Source organism: Roseivivax halotolerans, from assembly GCF_900115815.1.
Taxonomy (GTDB): domain Bacteria; phylum Pseudomonadota; class Alphaproteobacteria; order Rhodobacterales; family Rhodobacteraceae; genus Roseivivax; species Roseivivax halotolerans.
Genome location: NZ_FOXV01000013.1, coordinates 51,417 through 69,391, shown reverse-complemented (window position 1 = coordinate 69,391; position 17,975 = coordinate 51,417). Strand labels below are relative to the sequence as shown.

Genomic DNA, 17,975 nt, shown 5'->3' with positions numbered 1-17,975 from the left:
GTTCCATCGAGGCGGCGAGCCTTTGAAAGGCTTGGGCCACTATGCTTACCGAAGTCTTAATTACGCCACTTTTGCCCAAATTGCGCCATATTTCGCGACCGCTGGTTAACATCCGCATCGCTTGCCTTGCGCCATCCCGTGCCGTAACCCGAAGGCTGAGAGGCAGGTGAAACGGGGGGCGAATGCGCCAATCGATGACAGGGTTCGCTTCTGCGGACGGCGCGGGCGAGGGGCTCTCCTGGTCGTGGGACATGCGGGGCGTGAACGGCAAGGGGCTCGATCTGCGCTTCCGCGTGCCGGACTGGATCTCGGGTCTCGAGGCAAGCCTTAGGAGCGCCGCGCAGGCACGGCTCGCGCGCGGGTCGATCTCCGTCTCCCTCAAGGTCACCGCCGAGGATACCGGCGCGCGGATGGCGATCAACGAGACCGCGCTTTCTGACGTGCTTGCCGCCGTCGCCCGTATCGAAGCCGCCGCTCAGGCGGAGGGTGTCAGCCTCACTACGCCGAGCGCCGCCGAGCTTCTTTCGGTCCGCGGCATCATGGAAGAGGTGCAATCGGCACCTGACCTCGAGGCCCTGCGGGCGCGCCTGGTGCACGAATTCGACGCGCTTCTGACCACTTTCATCTCCGCCCGCGCATCGGAGGGACAGGCGCTCGGTGAGGTGATCGAGCGGCAGCTCGGCGCAATCGAGGCACTTGTCGCGGAGGCGGAAACGCGCGCCGATGCAAGGCGCGAGGAGCAGGCGAGCCGTCTCCGCACGCAGCTTTCCCGCGTCATCCAGAATACCGACGGGGTCGACGAAGCGCGGATCGCACAGGAACTCGCGCTGATCGCGGTGAAGTCTGACATCACCGAGGAAATCGACCGGCTGCGCGCACATGTAGCTTCGGCTCGCGCAATGCTCGCCGAGACCGGGCCCATCGGGCGCAAGCTCGACTTCCTCTGCCAGGAGTTCAACCGCGAGGCCAACACGCTCTGCTCCAAGGCCGGCTCCGCGCCGCTGACGGAGGTCGGGCTCGAGTTGAAGACGCTCATCGATCAGATGCGCGAACAGGTTCAGAACGTGGAGTGAGGCACATGGAAACCGACCGCAGAGGCCTTCTCATCATCCTGTCCTCTCCCTCGGGCGCCGGGAAATCGACCTTGGCGCGCCGCTTGCGGAGCTGGGACGACCGCATCGTCTTCTCGGTCTCGGCCACCACCCGCGCGCCGCGCCCCGGAGAGGTCGACGGACAGGATTACCGCTTTCTTTCCGACACCGATTTCAAGCGGCAGGTTGGGAATGGCGAGATGCTGGAACATGCCCATGTCTTCGGGAATTTCTACGGCTCGCCCAAAGGGCCAGTGTCGAACGCCATCGACAACGGTCAGGACGTGCTTTTCGATATCGACTGGCAGGGCGCTCAGCAGATCCGCAATTCCGCGCTCGGTATGCACACGCTTTCGATCTTCCTGCTGCCGCCCTCCATCCGGGAGTTGAAGCGACGGCTCGAGACGCGCGGACAGGACGGCCCGGACGTTATCGAGAAGCGTATGCAGAAAAGCTGGGACGAGATCAGCCATTGGGACGGCTATGATTTCGTCCTTATCAACAATGATCTCGACGAGACCGAGGAGCGGCTCAAATCCATTGTGACCGCGACACGGCTTCGGCGCTCGCAGCAGCCTGGCCTGACGGACCACGTTCGCAAGCTGCAATCGGAATTCGAGGAGGGAGTGATATGACGCTGTTTGCTTTGGACGACGTTAAACCGACCATCGACGAAAGCGCCTGGGTCGCGCACGATGCCAACGTGATCGGCCAGGTCATCCTCGGCGCGAAAGCTTCCGTCTGGTTCGGCGCGACGCTGCGCGGCGACAACGAGCCGATCACGGTCGGCGACGGCACAAACATCCAGGAAAATGTCGTTTGCCATACCGATCCGGGCTGTCCGCTGACGATCGGGGCGGGGTGCACCATCGGTCACAAGGTCATGCTGCACGGCTGCATCATCGGGGAGAACACGTTGATCGGCATGGGTGCGACGATCCTCAACGGGGCGAAGATCGGAAAGAATTGCCTGATCGGCGCGGGGGCGCTCGTGACCGAAGACAAGGAAATCCCCGATGGCAGTCTTGTCATGGGCATGCCGGGCAAGGTCGTGCGCGAGCTTGACGCGCAGGCGATCCAGATGCTTCAGGCCTCGGCCTTGAAATACCAGGAAAACGCGGCGCGCTTCCGTGACGGGCTGAAACCGGTCTGAAACAGTCGCGCAACGCTGGCATAGAGAGTGGCAGGGGCTTTCGCAGCCCGGTCCGAAGAGGAACACCATGAGCACCAAGAAGACCTTGCAACGCCCCGATGTCCTGTCGGTCGGCGCATCGAAACCGGTGGTGAACGGCATTCAGCCGTCTGTCGTCTATGCCTCGGAGACACCCGATGCGCTCGACGATCAATACGAGGGCAGGGCGCAGGGCCACACCTATGCCCGCGAAGGTCACCCCAATGCCGATCTCGTCGCCAGCGCCGTTGCGCGGATGGAGGGGATGGAAGCCGGCCTGACCCTCGGCTCGGGCATGGCGGCGGTGACGGCGGTGCTTCTGGGTCTGACCAAAGCCGGAGATCACGTCCTCGGCGGCGATCAGCTCTACGGGCGGTCGCTGCGCCTGATGTCGGAGGATCTGCCGCGACTCGGGATCGAGACCTCGCTGGCCGATCCGACCGATGCCGCTGGCTTCGCCGCCGCGATCCGCCCCGAGACGAAGCTCGCGTTGATCGAGGTGGTTTCGAACCCGACGCTCAGGATGGCCGATCTCGACGGCATCGCCGAGGCGTGCCGCGAGAGGGGCGTGATACTCGTCGTCGACAACACCTTCACCACGCCCGCCGCGATCAAGCCGATAGAGCATGGCGCGGACATCGTGCTGCACTCTGTCACCAAGCTCCTGGCCGGCCATTCGGACGTGACGCTCGGCTGGGTTGGCGCGAAAGATCCCGTGCAGCGCAAGGCGATCTACGATTTCGCGGTGACGACCGGCATGACGCCGTCGCCCTTCGATTGCTGGCTGGCGGAACGGGGCATGATGACCTTCCCCTTGCGCTTTGCCCGTGTACAGGAGACGGCGGAGCGGCTCGCCGCGCATCTGGCCCGTCAGAAAGGTGTTACAAAGGTTCTCTATCCGACGCGGGACGATCACCCCGACCGCGCCCGCGCGCAGGGGCTTTTGCGGGGGCAGGGCTGCAACATGGTGAGTTTCGAGATCGAAGGCGGGCGAAAGGCGGCCAATGCCTTCACTCAAGGGGCTGCCGATATCGCCTTCGCCCCGACGCTGGGGGACGTCGGCACCACGCTGTCGCATCCGGCATCCTCCTCGCACCGCGCGCTTTCGGCGGAGCGGCGAGCGGCGCTCGGAATGTCCGAAGGCTTTTTCCGCGTCTCCGTCGGCCTCGAAGATCCCGACGCGCTGATCGCGGCCTTCGATGCCGGGCTTGCGGCTGCACGTGCATGACGCCCACGGGCTTCCTTGAGGCTCTGCCCATCGCGGCGCTTCTGATCCGCCGGGACGAGCGGATCGAGGCGGCTAACGCGCTGGCCCAGAACCTCCTGGGCAAGGGTCTGATGGGGCGGCACTTCATCACCGCCTTGCGCCAGCCCGCGGTGCTCGACGCGGTCGAGTCGGTGATGCGCGACGGCAAGCCCAAGGATGCACGCTATCTTACGAATGACGGACAGCAGGACACGACGTTCCGCGTGAGCGTCCGCGCCGTCCCTGGCAGCGGCATCCTCGTGAGTTTCGAGGACGAGACCACGCTCGAGCGGGCGATGCAGATGCGGCGGGATTTCGTCGCCAATGTCAGTCACGAGCTGAAGACACCTCTGACCGCGCTAATCTCGTTCATCGAGACATTGCGGGGCCCTGCACGCGACGATGCGGCGGCGCGGGATCGCTTTCTGAACGTGATGGGAGCCGAGGCCGAGCGGATGAACCGCCTCATCGCGGATCTTCTGTCGCTGAGCCGGGTCGAGGCGGAAGAACGGGTGCGTCCGACCGCCCGGCTCGATCTGGCCTCGCTGGTCAAGTCGGTCGCGCTTGGCCTTTCGCGCATCGCCGAGGACGCGGGGGTCGAGATCGCCACCGACACGCCGCCCGAAGTGGAGATCCGCGGCGATTCCGATCAGCTTCGCCAAGTGCTCGTCAACCTCACGGAGAACGCCATCAAGTATGCCGGGAAGGGCGCAAGGGTGACCATCACCGTCACGCATCCCGGCTACGAGGCCCCCGTGCGCGACGAGGGCGTGCGGATCGTCGTGTCGGATACCGGCGCGGGCATCGATCCTGTTCACCTGCCGCGTCTGACCGAGCGCTTCTACCGCGTCGATTCCGACCGCTCGCGCGAGAAGGGCGGAACGGGGCTCGGCCTCGCGATCGTCAAGCATATCGTCAACCGCCATCGCGGGCGCATCCGCGTTGATTCGACGCCGGGCGAGGGCACGGAAGTCACCGTTATCCTTCCACGCTGAGCCTGCCAATGTGCGCAATTGCGCTCTTGCGGAAAGGCAGCGTAAGCTTCGGGAGGATCAGGGGGGCAGGAAATGGAGCGTCGGCAATTTCTGACAGGGCTGGGGCTCGGCTGCCTTATGGCTTGCACCCCAAGAACGCAGTCCGTCACGCTTCCGCCGGGCATCACGCTGATCGTTGTCCGCCACGGCGAGAAGGATGGCGATGCGCTCACCCCGGCGGGCGTTGCGCGGGCCGAGGCGCTGGCATCGGCTCTCGCGGACACTGACATCGACCGGATCTATTCCACGAGCTATCGCAGGAACATCGCGACAGCCGAGCCGCTCGCCGAGGCTCAGGGGCTCAGCATAGAGACGGTGCCAGACTTTGACGTGACGCCGAAGATCCTTGCCGGGAATGCGGGTCGCACAATCCTATGGGTCGGCAACAAGGGCAATATCGCCCCGATGTGGGACGTGCTTGACCTCACTGGGGATGCACCGCTTGCCTACGGCGATCTGGCCTTCGTGCGCGCAGACGAGACCGGACGTATCAGCGTCGCGATGACGCGTTTCGGCTCGTAGCGCCCTAGTAGAGCGTTCCCGGAGCACCGACGCGCAGCGCCGCGTAGAAGCATCCCGCCGCGATGATGACGAAAGCGTGCCAGGTGGCGCGTGCATAGGGCCAATCGTGCCGGACATAGATCGCAACGCCGCCCGTATAGACGAGCCCGCCCGCGAGCATCAGCCAGATGACGGCCATCGGCGCGACGCCGGGCAGGGCGATGACGGGCACGGCCGAAAACCACGCAAGCGCAAGATACAGCAGCGGATCGTAACGGCCCGGCGCATACCAGAAGAGAAGTTTCCGCGAGGCGCCGTAGAGCGCGAGGATCCAGACGACCGACAGCATCGAGAGCGCGAAAGGCGTTGCGATCATTGCCGCGAAGGGCGTGCCGGTCCCTGCGATCTTGATGTAGATCGCCGCGTGATCGAGCCGCCGCAGAAGCGGACGCGCCTCGTGCCACGGTCCTGAGTTGTAGACGAGCGAGGCGAGGAAGCTCGCGACCATCGCCGCCGAGTAGAGCGATAGCGCGAGGATCGTCAAGACCGAGCTTCCGGCGCTGATTCCCTGCGCCAGAAGCAGTCCGGCGCCGACAAGAGCGAGAATCAGCCCTGCGATATTGACCAGCGCATCCGCCGCCCAGGCCCGGAAGCTCAGAGGTTCGCCGCCGTGAAGGGCGGCACCCCAATATGTCAGATCGCGGAACATGAAATGTATCCTAGCAAAGAAACCGGGCGGAATTCCGGGCTCCTAGGGTCAAGATTGCGGCATGTGTTCCTGAAAACACTTAGCGTCTCCAGCGGGCGGCGGAAGAGGCCTGCCGGGATCGTGAGCGCGGCTTGACGCCAAGTGAGCTTCGGTTGTCATAAAACCGTTACGTCGCCGTCACAAAAGCTTTGTGCCCTGTCATTAGGCCTGCCCCCGAGTTCGCTCCCCCGGGGGCGCTCGGACGAACTGAACCCATACACTCGAATGGAGTGATCCATGACCAAGACACTTACCGTTTCCGCGCTGGCGCTTGCCGTTGCGGCTCCGGCCTTCGCACAGTCCCGTGACAACGTGCAGGTTGCCGGCTCCTCGACCGTGCTGCCCTACGCGTCGATCGTCGCCGAAGCGTTCGGCGAAAACTTTGACTTCCCGACCCCGGTCGTGGAATCGGGCGGTTCCTCCGCTGGCCTCAAGCGCTTCTGCGAAGGCGTCGGCGAGAACTCGATCGACATCGCGAACGCATCGCGCGCGATCCGTGAAGGCGAGATCGAGACCTGCGCCGCAAACGGCGTGGAAGAGATCATCGAGGTTCGCATCGGCTATGACGGCATCGTCTTCGCAAGCCAGATCGACGGTCCCGAGTTTACCGCGTTCGAACCCTCCGACTGGTACAGCGCCCTGGCCGCCGAGATCCCGCAGGACGGCGAGATGGTCGCCAACCCGAACCAGACCTGGGCCGACGTGAACGGCGATCTGCCCTCCGTCGACATCGCTGCCTTCATCCCGGGCACCAAGCACGGCACCCGTGAAGTCTTCGAAGAGAACGTCCTTCTGCAGGGCTGCGAAGACACCGGCGCAATGGAAGCCATGATGGAAATGGGCATGTCCGAGGACGACGCGGAAGCGGCGTGCATGGCAGTCCGCACCGACGGCGCATCCGTCGACATCGACGGCGACTACACCGAGACGCTCGCGCGTATCGACAGCAACCCCGACGGCATCGGCGTCTTCGGCCTGGCGTTCTACGAGAACAACACCGACACGCTGAAAGTGGCCACGATGGGCGGCGTCGAGCCTTCCACCGAGACCATCGCGTCGGGTGAGTACCCGGTCTCCCGCCCGCTGTTCTTCTACATCAAGAAGGCACATATCGGCGTCATCCCCGGCCTGAAGGAATACGCATCCTTCTTCGTCTCCGACGAGATCGCAGGCCCGGGCGGCCCGCTCGCCAATTACGGCCTCGTGCCCGATCCGGAACTGGCCGCGACCCAGTCCAAGATCGAGAACGAAGAGACCATGGGCGCTGGCTCGTAAGCCGCCCTCGCCTCTGACCTGACGGAAAAGGGCGGCCGTGTTATCGCCGCCCTTTTTCTCTCCCTCCAATCCGAACGGATCCGATCATGCCCACGTCCTGGCTGGTCCTCATCGTCCTGGCACTTGCTGCAGTAGGCTACGTCCTCGGCCGGCAGCGAGCGCTTTCCGGGGCAGGGGGCGACAACCGCAAGCTTCATTCTCTGCCCTCCTATTACGGCTCCAACGTCGCGATGAAGGTGGCCGTCCCGGCGCTGATCGCGCTCGCAGCCTGGCTGATCCTTCAGCCCCTCGCGGTCGAGACGACGATCCGCGCCGATCTCGCGGAAGAGGCGGAACGTTCCGAACGTCCGATCAGCCTCGTGATGTCGGACGTGCGCCGTGTCGCGAACGGTCTCGACACCGCCATCGAGCGCGGCGTCATCACCCGCGAACGCGCCGCGAACATGCGCACCGAGTTCACCGATGTGCGCGAGCGTCTCGCGGAAGCGGGCGTTGCCCTCGGTTCGGCGGTCAATTCCAACGTTCTGGAGGCGGCGCAACGCTACCGGGGCTTCTCGGCGATCGGTGACATCGCGCGCACCAGCTTTGTTCTTTTGCTCGCTGTTGGAGGCTTCCTCTATGCCCTGCGGGAGTCGACGCCGGATTTCAGGGCGCGGAACACCGTCGAGACCGGCGTCCGTTACCTGCTTATCACCGCCGCCTGCATCGCGATCCTTACGACCATCGGCATCATTCTGAGCCTCGTCTTCAACACGATTGAATTCTTCCGGGTCTATCCCGCCACCGAGTTCTTCTTCTCGACGACCTGGTCGCCCTCCTTCGGCGGCGGCTCGGAGCTCGGCATCCTCCCGCTCCTTTGGGGCACGTTCTACATCTCCCTGATCGCGCTTCTGGTCGCCGTGCCCATTGGCCTTTTCGCGGCGGTATACCTGTCGGAATACGCCTCCAAGAAGGTACGCGGCGTTGCCAAGCCCGCGATCGAGATCCTCGCCGGTATCCCGACTATCGTTTACGGTCTCTTCGCCCTTCTGACAGTCGGCCCGCTGCTCCTCAGCGTCTTCGGCGATGGCGGGCTTGGCTGGATGCGTGCAGGTACGGCGGTCATGACCGCGGGCCTCGTGATGGGGATCATGCTTATCCCCTTCGTCTCCTCGCTGTCCGACGACATCATCAACGCGGTGCCGCAATCGATGCGTGACGGCTCCTACGGACTGGGCGCAACAAAGTCCGAGACGATCAAGCAGGTCATCCTGCCGGCGGCGCTGCCGGGCATCGTGGGCGCGATCCTGCTCGCGGCCTCGCGCGCCATCGGCGAGACGATGATCGTGGTTCTCGGGGCGGGCGCGGCCGCGCGGATCTCCGGCAACCCCTTCGAGGCCATGACCACCGTCACCGCCAAGATCGTCAGCCAGTTGACGGGCGATGCCGACTTCCAGAGCCCCGAAGCGCTGGTCGCCTTCGCCCTCGGCATGACGCTCTTCGTCATCACATTGGGGCTGAATGTCTTCGCCCTCTACATCGTCCGCAAGTACCGGGAGCAGTACGAATGAGCGACGCAGCAAATCCGGCCAGCCCCGCCGCTTCGAACAACGGCGCCCGGTCGATCCACACGGTCGATGCGCGCACCAAGAAGCGCAACGCGTCCGAGAAGCGGTTCAAGTATTACGGTATCGCCGCCATCGCGACGGGCGTCTTCTTCCTGGTCGTTCTTCTGGGCTCGATCCTCTGGAACGGCGTCAGCGCCTTCCAGCAGACCTATCTCGAAGTCCCGGTCTACCTCGATCCCGAGCGGCTCGACCGCGAGAACCCGAGCTCGGCCACGACCTTCACCTATAATCCGCTCATCGCGGAGGCCGTCTGGGAGCGCGCACAGGAGCTCGGCTTCGGCGACGAGTTCGAAGACGAGGGGGGCATGTCGCCGCTGATCTCGGCCTCCGCCGCCGCGATCATCCGCGACCGCGTGATCGCCAATCCCGACCTCATCGGCGAGACGATCGACGTGCGTATCCTCGCCGGCAGCCGTGTGGACGGCTACCTGAAAGGGCGCGTCGACCGCGACTCCGCGTCCCGCGACCGCAATATCGATGTCGCGCATCTCGAGCTCGTGGATGCGATGCAGGAAAACGGCTCGATCCGGAAGGTCTTCAACTGGGACTTCATCACCGGCACGGACGCGTCCGAAAGCCGTGCCGAGCAGGCCGGCATCGGCGTTGCGATGCTGGGCTCCTTCTTCATGATGCTGGTGGTGCTCGGCCTGTCGCTGCCCATCGGCGTTGCGACCTCGATCTACCTTGAGGAATTCGCTCCCAAGAACAAGTTCACCGACCTCATCGAGGTGAATATCTCGAACCTCGCGGCGGTGCCGTCCATCGTCTTCGGTATCCTCGGCCTTGCCGTGTTCATCCAGTTCATGCACCTGCCGCAATCGGCCCCACTCGTGGGTGGGCTCGTGCTGACGCTGATGACGCTGCCGACGATCATCATCTCGACCCGTGCCTCGCTGCAATCGGTGCCGCCCTCGATCCGGGCGGCGGCGCTCGGCGTCGGTGCCTCGAAGATGCAGTCGGTCTTCCACCATGTGCTGCCCCTGGCCCTGCCGGGCATTCTCACGGGCACGATCATCGGCCTGGCTCAGGCGCTCGGCGAAACCGCGCCGCTGCTGCTGATCGGCATGGTCGGCTATATCGCGACGAACTATCCAGATGGCATCGCGTCGGGCTTCCTCGACCCCAACTCGGCGATGCCCGCCCAGATCTACGAATGGGCCAAGCGCGCCGACCCGGCCTATTACGAGCGAGCCTGGGGCGGGATCATCATCCTGCTTGTCTTCCTGTTCGCGATGAACGCGATCGCCATTCTCCTGCGCCGCCGGTTTGAGCGTCGCTGGTAAGGAGGTTAGAAAAAAATGTACGATACCCCATTCCGTGCGGAGAGAGATGTGAGCGCAAAAGATACAAAGATCGCCGCCCGCGAGGTGCAGGTCTATTACGGCGACACCCATGCGATCAAAGACGTGTCGGTCGATATCCTCGACAAAACCGTGACCGCGTTCATCGGCCCGTCGGGCTGCGGCAAGTCCACGTTCCTGCGGTGTATCAACCGGATGAACGACACCATCGACATCGCCCGCATCGAGGGCCTGATCGAGATCGACGGCGAGGACATCTATGACCGCCGCGTCGATCCGGTGCAGCTGCGTGCAAAGGTCGGCATGGTGTTCCAGAAGCCGAACCCGTTCCCGAAGTCGATCTACGACAATGTCGCCTACGGCCCGAAAATCCACGGCCTCGCCAAGAACAAGGCCGAGCTTGACGAGATCGTCGAGAAGGCTCTGCGACGCGGCGCGATCTGGGACGAGGTGAAGGATCGCCTCGATGCGCCCGGAACGGGTCTGTCGGGCGGTCAGCAGCAGCGCCTGTGTATCGCACGCGCGGTCGCGACCGAGCCCGAGGTTCTCCTGATGGACGAGCCGTGCTCCGCGCTCGACCCGATCGCGACGGGCCAGGTCGAGGAACTGATCGACGAGCTGCGCCAGGATTACTCGGTGGTGATCGTCACGCACTCGATGCAGCAGGCGGCCCGCGTCAGCCAGAAAACGGCATTTTTCCACCTCGGCAACCTCGTCGAGTACGGTGATACCGACAAGATTTTCACAAACCCACAGGACAGCCGGACAGAAAGCTACATTACCGGCCGGATCGGATGATATTATGAGCGACATGAACCGGCACATCCTCTCGGCCTTCGACCGCGATCTCGAAGGCATCCAGGCGATGATCATGAAAATGGGCGGTCTGGTGGAAACCCAGATCCGCGACGGCGCGAAGAGCCTTGAGACGCGCGACGAGGAGCTGGCCGAGCAGGTCCGCCAAGGCGACAAGGCGGTCGATGCGCTCGAGGACAGCCTCAACGAGGAAGCGGCCCGCGTCATCGCGCTGCGCGCCCCCGCTGCCTCCGACCTGCGCGTGGTTCTCTCGGTCATGCGGATGTCGGCGAACCTCGAACGGATCGGCGACCTGGCAAAAAACATGGCCAAGCGCACGAGCGTCTTGTCGCAGCTTCAGCCGGTGAACGGCTCGGCCTCCTCGCTGCGGCGCATGGCCCGCGACGTGGAGCTGATGCTGAAGGATTCGCTCGACGCCTATATCCAGCGTGATGCGGAGCTGGCGCGTGACGTGATCGCGCGCGATTCCGAGATCGACCGGATGTACAACACGCTCTTCCGCGAGATCCTGACCTTCATGCTCGAAGATCCGCGCAACATCACGGCCTGTATGCATCTGCATTTCATCGCCAAGAACATCGAGCGGATGGGCGACCACGTCACCTCGATCGCCGAGCAGGTGATTTTCGTGGTGACGGGCGCAGCCGATGATCTGCCGCGCGAGAAGGTAGACCGCACATCCTTCGATCCGAAATACTCGGTTCAGGATTCCGAGGAGTAAGAACGGATGACCGGCGCAAGACCCACTGTGCTCGTTGTCGAGGATGAGGCCGCGCAACGCGAAGTCCTGAGCTACAATCTCGAAGCGGAAGGATTTCACGTCGCGCGCGCAGAGGACGGGGAAGAGGCGATCATGCTCTTCGAGGAAGAGCGGCCCGATCTCGTGATCCTCGACTGGATGCTGCCCAAGCTTTCGGGCATCGAGGTTTGCCGCCAGATCAAGATCCGACCGGAAAGCCGGGGCGTGCCCGTCATCATGCTCTCGGCCCGCTCCGAAGAGGTGGACCGGGTGCGGGGGCTCGAGACGGGCGCGGACGACTACGTGGTGAAGCCGTATTCGGTGATCGAGCTCATGGCGCGTGTGCGCGCGCAGCTGCGGCGGACCCGGCCGGCTTCGGCGGGCCAGCAGCTCGAGTTCGAGGGCATCCTGCTCGACTCCGAGACGCATCGGGTGACGCGCGAAGGCAAGCCGCTGAAGCTCGGACCGACCGAATTCCGACTGCTCTCGACCTTCATGGAAAAGCCGGGCCGTGTCTGGAGCCGCGAGCAACTGCTCGACCGGGTCTGGGGCCGCGACGTCTATGTCGACACCCGGACAGTCGACGTGCATGTGGGGCGTCTTCGGAAAGCGCTGTCGCAGCACGGTGGCACCGACGTGCTGCGGACGGTCCGCGGCGCAGGCTACGCACTCGGCTGACGAAGGCGGGCTTGCAATGCTGCGTCGCAGCATTAGGCTCTGCACCGGACACGGTGTGACGGAGCTTTGACTTTGACCAAACGCATAAACCTGGCCCTGCAAGGCGGCGGAGCGCATGGCGCGTTCACCTGGGGTGTGGTCGACCGGCTGCTCGAGGACGAGGAGATCGAGATCGCGGCGATTTCGGGCACGTCGGCCGGGGCGCTCAACGGCGCGGCGATCAAGTCAGGATGGCAGAAGGGCGGTCGCGAGGGCGCGCGTGCCGCGCTCGACTGGCTTTGGCACGAGGTGGCGCAGGTCAAATCTCTGGCCTTGCCGGACTGGATGAACGCATGGTTGCCGCATCTGGGCCTCACCTCGCTCGCGATGTCCTATTCGCCCGCCTTCGCAATCGCGGACACGACCAGCCGCGTGGTCTCGCCTTATGCCTGGGGGCCGGTCTACCGCAATCCGCTCGAGCCGATCGTCGCCGCGCTCGATTTCGACGCGGTCTGCGGGGCAGGGGGGCCGCGTCTCTTCGTGGGGGCGACGGCGGTGAGTGACGGCAAGATCCGGGTTTTCTCGGGCGAGAACATCACCTCCGAAGCGATCATGGCCTCGGCGTGCCTTCCGACGCTCTTTCAAGCCGTCGAGGTGGACTGCCCGCTGACCGGAGACCGCGTGTCCTGCTGGGACGGCGGGTATTCCGGCAATCCGCCGCTGTTCCCGCTCTATGCCAAGGATCTGCCGGATGACGTGGTGATCGTGAACATCAATCCGCTGATCCGCGAAGAGGTGCCGCAGACCGCGCCCGAGATCCAGAACCGGATCAACGAGATCAGCTTCAATTCGGCGCTCCTGAAAGAGCTGCGCGCGATCGAGTTCGTGCAGCGCCTCATCCGGGACGGTGCCGTCACGCCTGGGCACATGAAGAACGTGCTGGTGCACATGATCGCGGATGACGACTTGATGAACGATCTCTCGGTCGCAACCAAGATGGTTCCGGTGCCGTCCATCATCGCCCAGCTCAAACAAGCCGGGCGCGAGACGGCCGAGGCCTTCCTTGCCGGACACAAGGAAGACCTCAACCTGCGTCAGACCGCAGACCTCGTGTCGATGTTCAACTGATCGCGGCGCAATATCCGACATAGACAAGAAGCGCCGCGCCGCCGGCGATCCGCCCGATGCGTCCGGCGGCGAAGGCCACAGCCACGAGCGCGACGGTCGCCGCCAGCATCACCCAGATATCGCGGGACGCGATGCCCGGATCTATGGGCAGCGGCTTGTAGAGCGCAGTGGCGCCAAGGATACCGAAGAGGTTGAAGATGTTGGAGCCGATGACGTTGCCAAACGCGATCTCTGCCTGACCTTTGCGCGCGGCCACCACGGAGGTCACGAGCTCGGGCAGGGAGGTGCCCACCGCGACGAGCGTGAGGCCGATCACCGTCTCAGAGACGCCGAGCCCGCGCGCGATGCCCGTCGCGCCCGGAACCAGCATCACGGCGCCCGCGATGGTAAGTCCGAGCCCGAGCGCGGTATCGAAGGCGGCGCGGGGCAATTTGGCGTCGGTCTCCGGCGCCTCCTCGGGCGCTGCACCGCTGCGGAAGGACGCGATCAGGAACGCGGCAAGTCCCGCGACGAAGGCCAGCCCCAAACCGCGCCCCATCACCGGCACGAAGGCGAGGAAGAGCGCGGACAGCGTCGCCGCCATCAGCCACGCGCCGTCACGCCGGAACCCGATCCGGTCGACCGCGATCGGCGACAAGAGGGCGGCGAGGCCCAGGATCAGAAGGATATTGGCGATGTTCGAGCCAACGACGTTGCCAAGGGCGATGCCCGGCACGCCCTGCTCGGCGGCGCGGAGCGAGGTCACGAGTTCTGGCAGCGAGGTGCCGAAACCGACCAGGGTGAGGCCGATCACCATCGGGGAGACATTGAACCGGCGCGCGATGGCGACCGAGCCGCCGACGAAACGATCACCGCCGAAGAACAAGGCGGCAAGTCCTGCCGCTGCGAGAAGAAGATCCATGAAGTGTCCTTGTGACGCGCAGCCCGATGCCGCGCGTCCTGTCGTTCGTGTCAGATCGTGCGCCGCCCAACCCGCCGCAAGTGCGGCGCGAGAATTATTCCGCGGCCCGCGCTGGCTCGGCCAAAGGCTGGGAGGGATCCTTCGGATTGGGATAAACAAGACCGGCCGAAATCACCAGTTTCGCGGCATCCTCGAGCGACATCTCAAGCTCGATCACGTCCTCCTCGGGGAAGAACAACAGGAAGCCCGACGTGGGGTTCGGCGTTGTGGGCACGAAGACCGAAACGAGCCCGCCCGATGTCACCGCCTTGCGCGATACCTCGCCCTTCGTGTCGGTCGAGATGAAGCCGATCGCCCAGATTCCCTTGCGCGGGTACTCGATGAGGCAGGCTTTCTCGAAGCTGCGCTCGGACTGGACGAAAACGGTCTCGGCGATCTGTTTCACGCCGGAATAGACCGAGCGCACGATGGGCATCCTGAGAACGACGCTCTCACCCCAGCGGATGAGCGAGCGCCCGATCAGGCCCTTGGCGACCCAGCCCACGAAGACCGTGAAGAGCAAAAGGAAGATGACGCCAATGCCGCGCAGGTTGATCCCGATATATTCCTCGGGATTGAAGCGCGACGGCACCAGCGGCAGCACGAAGGCGTCGATCCATCCGATGACCGTCCAGATCAGCCAGATCGTCAGTCCGACCGGTGCGATCACCACGATCCCGGTCAGGAACGAGGTCCGGAACGCGGAAAAAAGGCCGGGTTTCGGCGGTTTTGGATCGAAAGGTTCGCTCATGGCTGCCACGCGGTCTGTCGTGTTCAAGTGCTATGACGCGCAAGCGGCAACTACAACGGGTTTCGCCGGGTTTCTGCCCGTCAGGCGGGCAGTTCGACCAATTCCGATGCAATCCGGGCCGCGAGAACGGCATTGTTGAGAACGAGCGCCACGTTCGCCTCGAGCGACCGGCCCTCCGTCAGCTCGTAGATGCGCTGGAGAAGATAGGGCGTGACATCCTTGCCGAAAATTCCGTGGTCGGCCGCGTCCTGCATGGCGCGGCCGATGATCGGCGTCATCTCGGTGCGGGGGATCTCGGCCTCTTCAGGGATCGGGTTGGCGACGAGTTGGCCGCCATCGAGCCCCATCTGTCGGCGCATCCGGTGCGCGCGGGCCATCGCAGCGGGATCGTCCATCCGCAAGGGTGCCCGAAGGCCTGCGGAGCGCGACCAGAAGGCGGGCAGCATGTCCTGTCCGTGGGCAATGACCGGCACGCCAAGCGTCTCCAGGACTTCGAGTGTCTTCGGCAGATCGAGAATCGCCTTGGCCCCGGCCGCGACCACCGTGACGGGAGAGCGTGCGAGTTCCTGAAGGTCGGCGGAGACGTCGAAGCTCGTCTCCGCGCCGCGATGCACGCCGCCAATGCCGCCCGTGGCGAAGACCTCGATGCCGGCCATCCGCGCGGCGATCATCGTGGCGGCAACCGTGGTCGCGCCGGTCCGGCCCTCGGCCATGCAGACCGCCATGTCGGCGCGCGACAGCTTGGCGACACGCTCGGCGGCGGCCAGATATTCGAGCTGCGCGTCTTCAAGCCCGACGCAGAGCACGCCCTCGATCACAGCGATCGTCGCAGGCTCCGCGCCGTTCTCGCGGATCGTAGCCTCGATGCGGCGCGCCACCTCGAGGTTCTGCGGCTGCGGCAGACCATGGGTGATGATCGTCGATTCGAGCGCGACAACGGGCCGGCCTTTATCGAGGGCATCGGAAACCGCGCGGGACAGGGTCACAAGGCTCATGATGGGGTTTCTCCTGAGACGTATTGCGCCGCGGCAGCAAGCGCGCGGGTCAGTGCGTCGGCGCGCGCGGCGCCGCGGGCTTCGGTTGCGATATGGGCAGCCATGAAGGTGTCGCCCGCGCCGGTTACGCGCGTGACGAGGACGCGCGGCGGATCGGCGGTGATGCACTCCTCGGAGGTTGCATCTGCGGCCATGTTCGAGCCGTCCGTGACAAGAGCGCGTGCCGCGCCGCGCTCGCAGAGCATGCGGGCCGCGTCCTCGGCCCGGTCGAACCGGGTCTGGCAAAGGATCCCGGCCTCCTCGAGATTGACGTAGAGCGTGCCGCGCCCGGCGCGAAGGAACGGCAAGAGCCGCTCAGCCTTGCCGGGAGAGGCGGGCGCGATCCGCAGATCGGCCGCGGCGAGCGACGGATCATGCGCGATCTCTTCGAGAAGCCGTTCGGTCAGGTTGCCATCGATGGCGATGGGCCCGGCATAGGGCGCATCCTTTTCCCCGAGCGCGCCGGAGCGCAGGGGGCGCAGGATCTTCGCGCCGGCAGCTTCCAGCGAATGCGCGTCGGCGATGGCCGCGATCAGCCCGTTCGCGCCTTCCACGGCCATGTAGCGGTCGGTCGGCAGATCCTCGGAGCGGTAGACATGCAACGTCTCGAGGCCGAACCCACGGCATTGCGCCAGGAGCTCGTTGCCCTCGGGGTCGCGGCCGACCGCGCTCAGAAGCGCAGGGCGCATCCCGAAGCGCGCGAGCGTCATCGCGATATTGAGCGCGACGCCGCCTGGCAGGCGGATGATCCGGCCCGGCACGTCTGCGCCCTTTTCCATATGCGACGGCGCGCGGCCGATCACGTCCCATAGGACGGAGCCGATGCAAAGGATGTCGGGCGTGTCGGTCATGCGCTCCTTTTGGCGCGCGGCGCGGCCATCCGCAAGCGAGATGCCGTCAAGCGAAAGGCCATGCCCGCGACCCTTGACATTCAGGACGCCGCCCCACGTGCTGACAGAGCCTATGCCGCCGCCGAGGGATTGCTTTATGTTACGTGTCTTCCTGGTTTTCTGTTGTGTCTTCCCGGCCTCCGCCCTTCTTGCGGCGGAGACGGAGATGGCCGTTTCCGAAGCGGCGGGAACGGGCTGGCTCAGCACGGCGCTTGCCTATGTGCCGGTCGGCTTCGCGCATATCCTGCCGCTCGGTCTCGATCACATCCTGTTCGTGCTCGCGCTGTTTTTCATGACACCGAATGTCGGTCCGCTGATCCTTCAGATCACGATCTTCACGTTGGCCCATTCGGTCACGCTGGCGCTCGGCGCATTCGGGATCGTCAGCATACCCGGCAGCATCGTTGAGCCGATCATCGCCGCCTCCATCGTCTTCGTGGCTGCCGAGAACATGTTCGCGCGCCGCGTCACAGGCTGGCGGATCGGGGTCATCTTCCTGTTCGGCCTCTTGCACGGGCTCGGCTTTGCCAGCGTGCTGAGCGAGTTCGGCTTGCCTGATGGACAGTTCGGTGCGGCGCTTGTCGGTTTCAATGTCGGCGTCGAGATCGGTCAGATTGCGATCATCGCCGCGATGTTTCTCGTGGTCTGGGTCGCGCTTCGGGTCGACGCGCTCGATTATAGCGAGCGGACCGGGCAGGTGTTCTACGGCGTCCTGGCGCTGGCCCTGGTGGCGCTCAGTTTCCTCGCCCTCGAGGGCAACGCGCTGGCGGGCTTCGAGGTCTCCGCGCCGCTGTTCCTGCTGCCACTCGCCGGATTGTCGCTGCTGTGTCTTCTGGCGGCGACGAATGTCGACAAGCTCGGCGCATACCGGACCTATGTCGCGATCTCGGCCTCTGCCGCGATCGGGCTCGTGGGAGCCTACTGGTTCGTGGAACGGGTGTTTCTCTGAAGGCGAGGATGGGCGGCGAGGGGCCAGCCCCTCGCGCTCCCCGCGGTATTTGGACCAATCCAAAGGGCAGGGGGCTTGCGCTTGGCGAGCACCCGCT

At 64.7% G+C, this 17,975-nt stretch carries 19 protein-coding genes; 14 read left to right on the top strand and 5 right to left on the bottom strand.

Going from position 1 to position 17,975, the window contains the following annotated elements:
• The first annotated feature begins 182 nt into the window (after positions 1 to 182).
• The 6 genes from BM171_RS15535 to BM171_RS15510 all read left to right on the top strand — a co-directional run bounded on the left by BM171_RS15535 (position 183) and on the right by BM171_RS15510 (position 5,064).
• Positions 183 to 1,073, top strand: coding sequence for a YicC/YloC family endoribonuclease (locus BM171_RS15535; protein ID WP_093014517.1), 891 nt, complete (start codon positions 183 to 185; stop codon positions 1,071 to 1,073).
• 5 nt (positions 1,074 to 1,078) lie between these two features.
• The gene (gmk, locus tag BM171_RS15530; RefSeq protein ID WP_093014514.1) at positions 1,079 to 1,726 is read left to right on the top strand and encodes a guanylate kinase; all 648 of its coding nucleotides are present in this window, start codon (positions 1,079 to 1,081) and stop codon (positions 1,724 to 1,726) included.
• Complete coding sequence (locus tag BM171_RS15525; RefSeq protein ID WP_093014511.1) at positions 1,723 to 2,244, top strand: gamma carbonic anhydrase family protein; 522 nt, start codon at positions 1,723 to 1,725, stop codon at positions 2,242 to 2,244. The genes gmk and BM171_RS15525 overlap by 4 nt, the downstream gene beginning before the upstream one ends.
• 67 nt (positions 2,245 to 2,311) lie before the next feature.
• Positions 2,312 to 3,490, top strand: coding sequence for a trans-sulfuration enzyme family protein (locus BM171_RS15520; RefSeq protein ID WP_093014508.1), 1,179 nt, complete (start codon positions 2,312 to 2,314; stop codon positions 3,488 to 3,490).
• Positions 3,487 to 4,503, top strand: coding sequence for a sensor histidine kinase (locus BM171_RS15515; protein WP_093014505.1), 1,017 nt, complete (start codon positions 3,487 to 3,489; stop codon positions 4,501 to 4,503). Before BM171_RS15520 ends, BM171_RS15515 begins: the two co-directional genes overlap by 4 nt.
• 72 nt (positions 4,504 to 4,575) lie before the next feature.
• Positions 4,576 to 5,064 (top strand): histidine phosphatase family protein, encoded by a 489-nt coding sequence (locus BM171_RS15510; protein WP_217646732.1) that lies wholly within the window; start codon positions 4,576 to 4,578, stop codon positions 5,062 to 5,064.
• A gap of 4 nt (positions 5,065 to 5,068) precedes the next feature.
• Here BM171_RS15510 and trhA read toward each other — a convergent pair whose 3' ends face one another.
• On the bottom strand, positions 5,069 to 5,752 hold the full coding sequence (gene trhA, locus BM171_RS15505) for a PAQR family membrane homeostasis protein TrhA (RefSeq protein WP_093014502.1): 684 nt from the start codon (positions 5,750 to 5,752) through the stop codon (positions 5,069 to 5,071).
• Between the two features lie 276 nt (positions 5,753 to 6,028).
• Between trhA and BM171_RS15500 the strand changes: the two genes are divergently transcribed.
• The 7 genes from BM171_RS15500 (at position 6,029) to BM171_RS15470 (ending at position 13,314) form a co-directional block, all read left to right on the top strand.
• A complete protein-coding gene (locus BM171_RS15500) occupies positions 6,029 to 7,066 on the top strand; it encodes a PstS family phosphate ABC transporter substrate-binding protein (protein WP_093014499.1) in 1,038 nt (345 codons plus the stop codon).
• Positions 7,067 to 7,152: 86 nt separating this feature from the next.
• Positions 7,153 to 8,616, top strand: a complete 1,464-nt coding sequence (gene pstC / locus BM171_RS15495) for a phosphate ABC transporter permease subunit PstC (RefSeq protein ID WP_093014496.1) — start codon at positions 7,153 to 7,155, stop codon at positions 8,614 to 8,616.
• Entirely contained in the window at positions 8,613 to 9,956 is a 1,344-nt protein-coding gene (gene pstA / locus BM171_RS15490; RefSeq protein ID WP_093014493.1) for a phosphate ABC transporter permease PstA, read from the top strand. The genes pstC and pstA overlap by 4 nt, the downstream gene beginning before the upstream one ends.
• Positions 9,957 to 9,971: 15 nt before the next feature.
• Positions 9,972 to 10,772: a phosphate ABC transporter ATP-binding protein PstB gene (gene pstB / locus BM171_RS15485; protein ID WP_093014490.1), complete on the top strand. Its 801-nt coding sequence runs from the start codon at positions 9,972 to 9,974 to the stop codon at positions 10,770 to 10,772.
• Positions 10,773 to 10,776: 4 nt separating this feature from the next.
• On the top strand, positions 10,777 to 11,511 hold the full coding sequence (phoU, locus tag BM171_RS15480) for a phosphate signaling complex protein PhoU (RefSeq protein ID WP_093014487.1): 735 nt from the start codon (positions 10,777 to 10,779) through the stop codon (positions 11,509 to 11,511).
• 6 nt (positions 11,512 to 11,517) lie between these two features.
• Entirely contained in the window at positions 11,518 to 12,207 is a 690-nt protein-coding gene (gene phoB, locus BM171_RS15475) for a phosphate regulon transcriptional regulator PhoB (protein WP_093014484.1), read from the top strand.
• 72 nt (positions 12,208 to 12,279) lie between these two features.
• Positions 12,280 to 13,314, top strand: a complete 1,035-nt coding sequence (locus BM171_RS15470) for a patatin-like phospholipase family protein (protein WP_093014481.1) — start codon at positions 12,280 to 12,282, stop codon at positions 13,312 to 13,314.
• On the opposite strand, the gene BM171_RS15465 is transcribed toward BM171_RS15470, so the two are convergent.
• The 4 genes from BM171_RS15465 to BM171_RS15450 all read right to left on the bottom strand — a co-directional run bounded on the left by BM171_RS15465 (position 13,307) and on the right by BM171_RS15450 (position 16,890).
• Entirely contained in the window at positions 13,307 to 14,215 is a 909-nt protein-coding gene (locus BM171_RS15465) for a calcium/sodium antiporter (RefSeq protein ID WP_093014478.1), read from the bottom strand. The genes BM171_RS15470 and BM171_RS15465 overlap by 8 nt on opposite strands.
• Positions 14,216 to 14,309: 94 nt before the next feature.
• The gene (locus tag BM171_RS15460) at positions 14,310 to 15,005 is read right to left on the bottom strand and encodes a DUF502 domain-containing protein (protein ID WP_093014475.1); all 696 of its coding nucleotides are present in this window, start codon (positions 15,003 to 15,005) and stop codon (positions 14,310 to 14,312) included.
• Between the two features lie 80 nt (positions 15,006 to 15,085).
• Positions 15,086 to 16,000, bottom strand: coding sequence for a pseudouridine-5'-phosphate glycosidase (locus BM171_RS15455; RefSeq protein ID WP_093014472.1), 915 nt, complete (start codon positions 15,998 to 16,000; stop codon positions 15,086 to 15,088).
• Complete coding sequence (locus tag BM171_RS15450) at positions 15,997 to 16,890, bottom strand: PfkB family carbohydrate kinase (protein ID WP_093014469.1); 894 nt, start codon at positions 16,888 to 16,890, stop codon at positions 15,997 to 15,999. Before BM171_RS15450 ends, BM171_RS15455 begins: the two co-directional genes overlap by 4 nt.
• Before the next feature lie 205 nt (positions 16,891 to 17,095).
• Here BM171_RS15450 and BM171_RS15445 point away from each other — a divergent pair, with 205 nt between their 5' ends.
• Positions 17,096 to 17,878, top strand: coding sequence for a HupE/UreJ family protein (locus BM171_RS15445; RefSeq protein WP_245760292.1), 783 nt, complete (start codon positions 17,096 to 17,098; stop codon positions 17,876 to 17,878).
• The last annotated feature ends 97 nt before the right edge of the window (positions 17,879 to 17,975 follow it).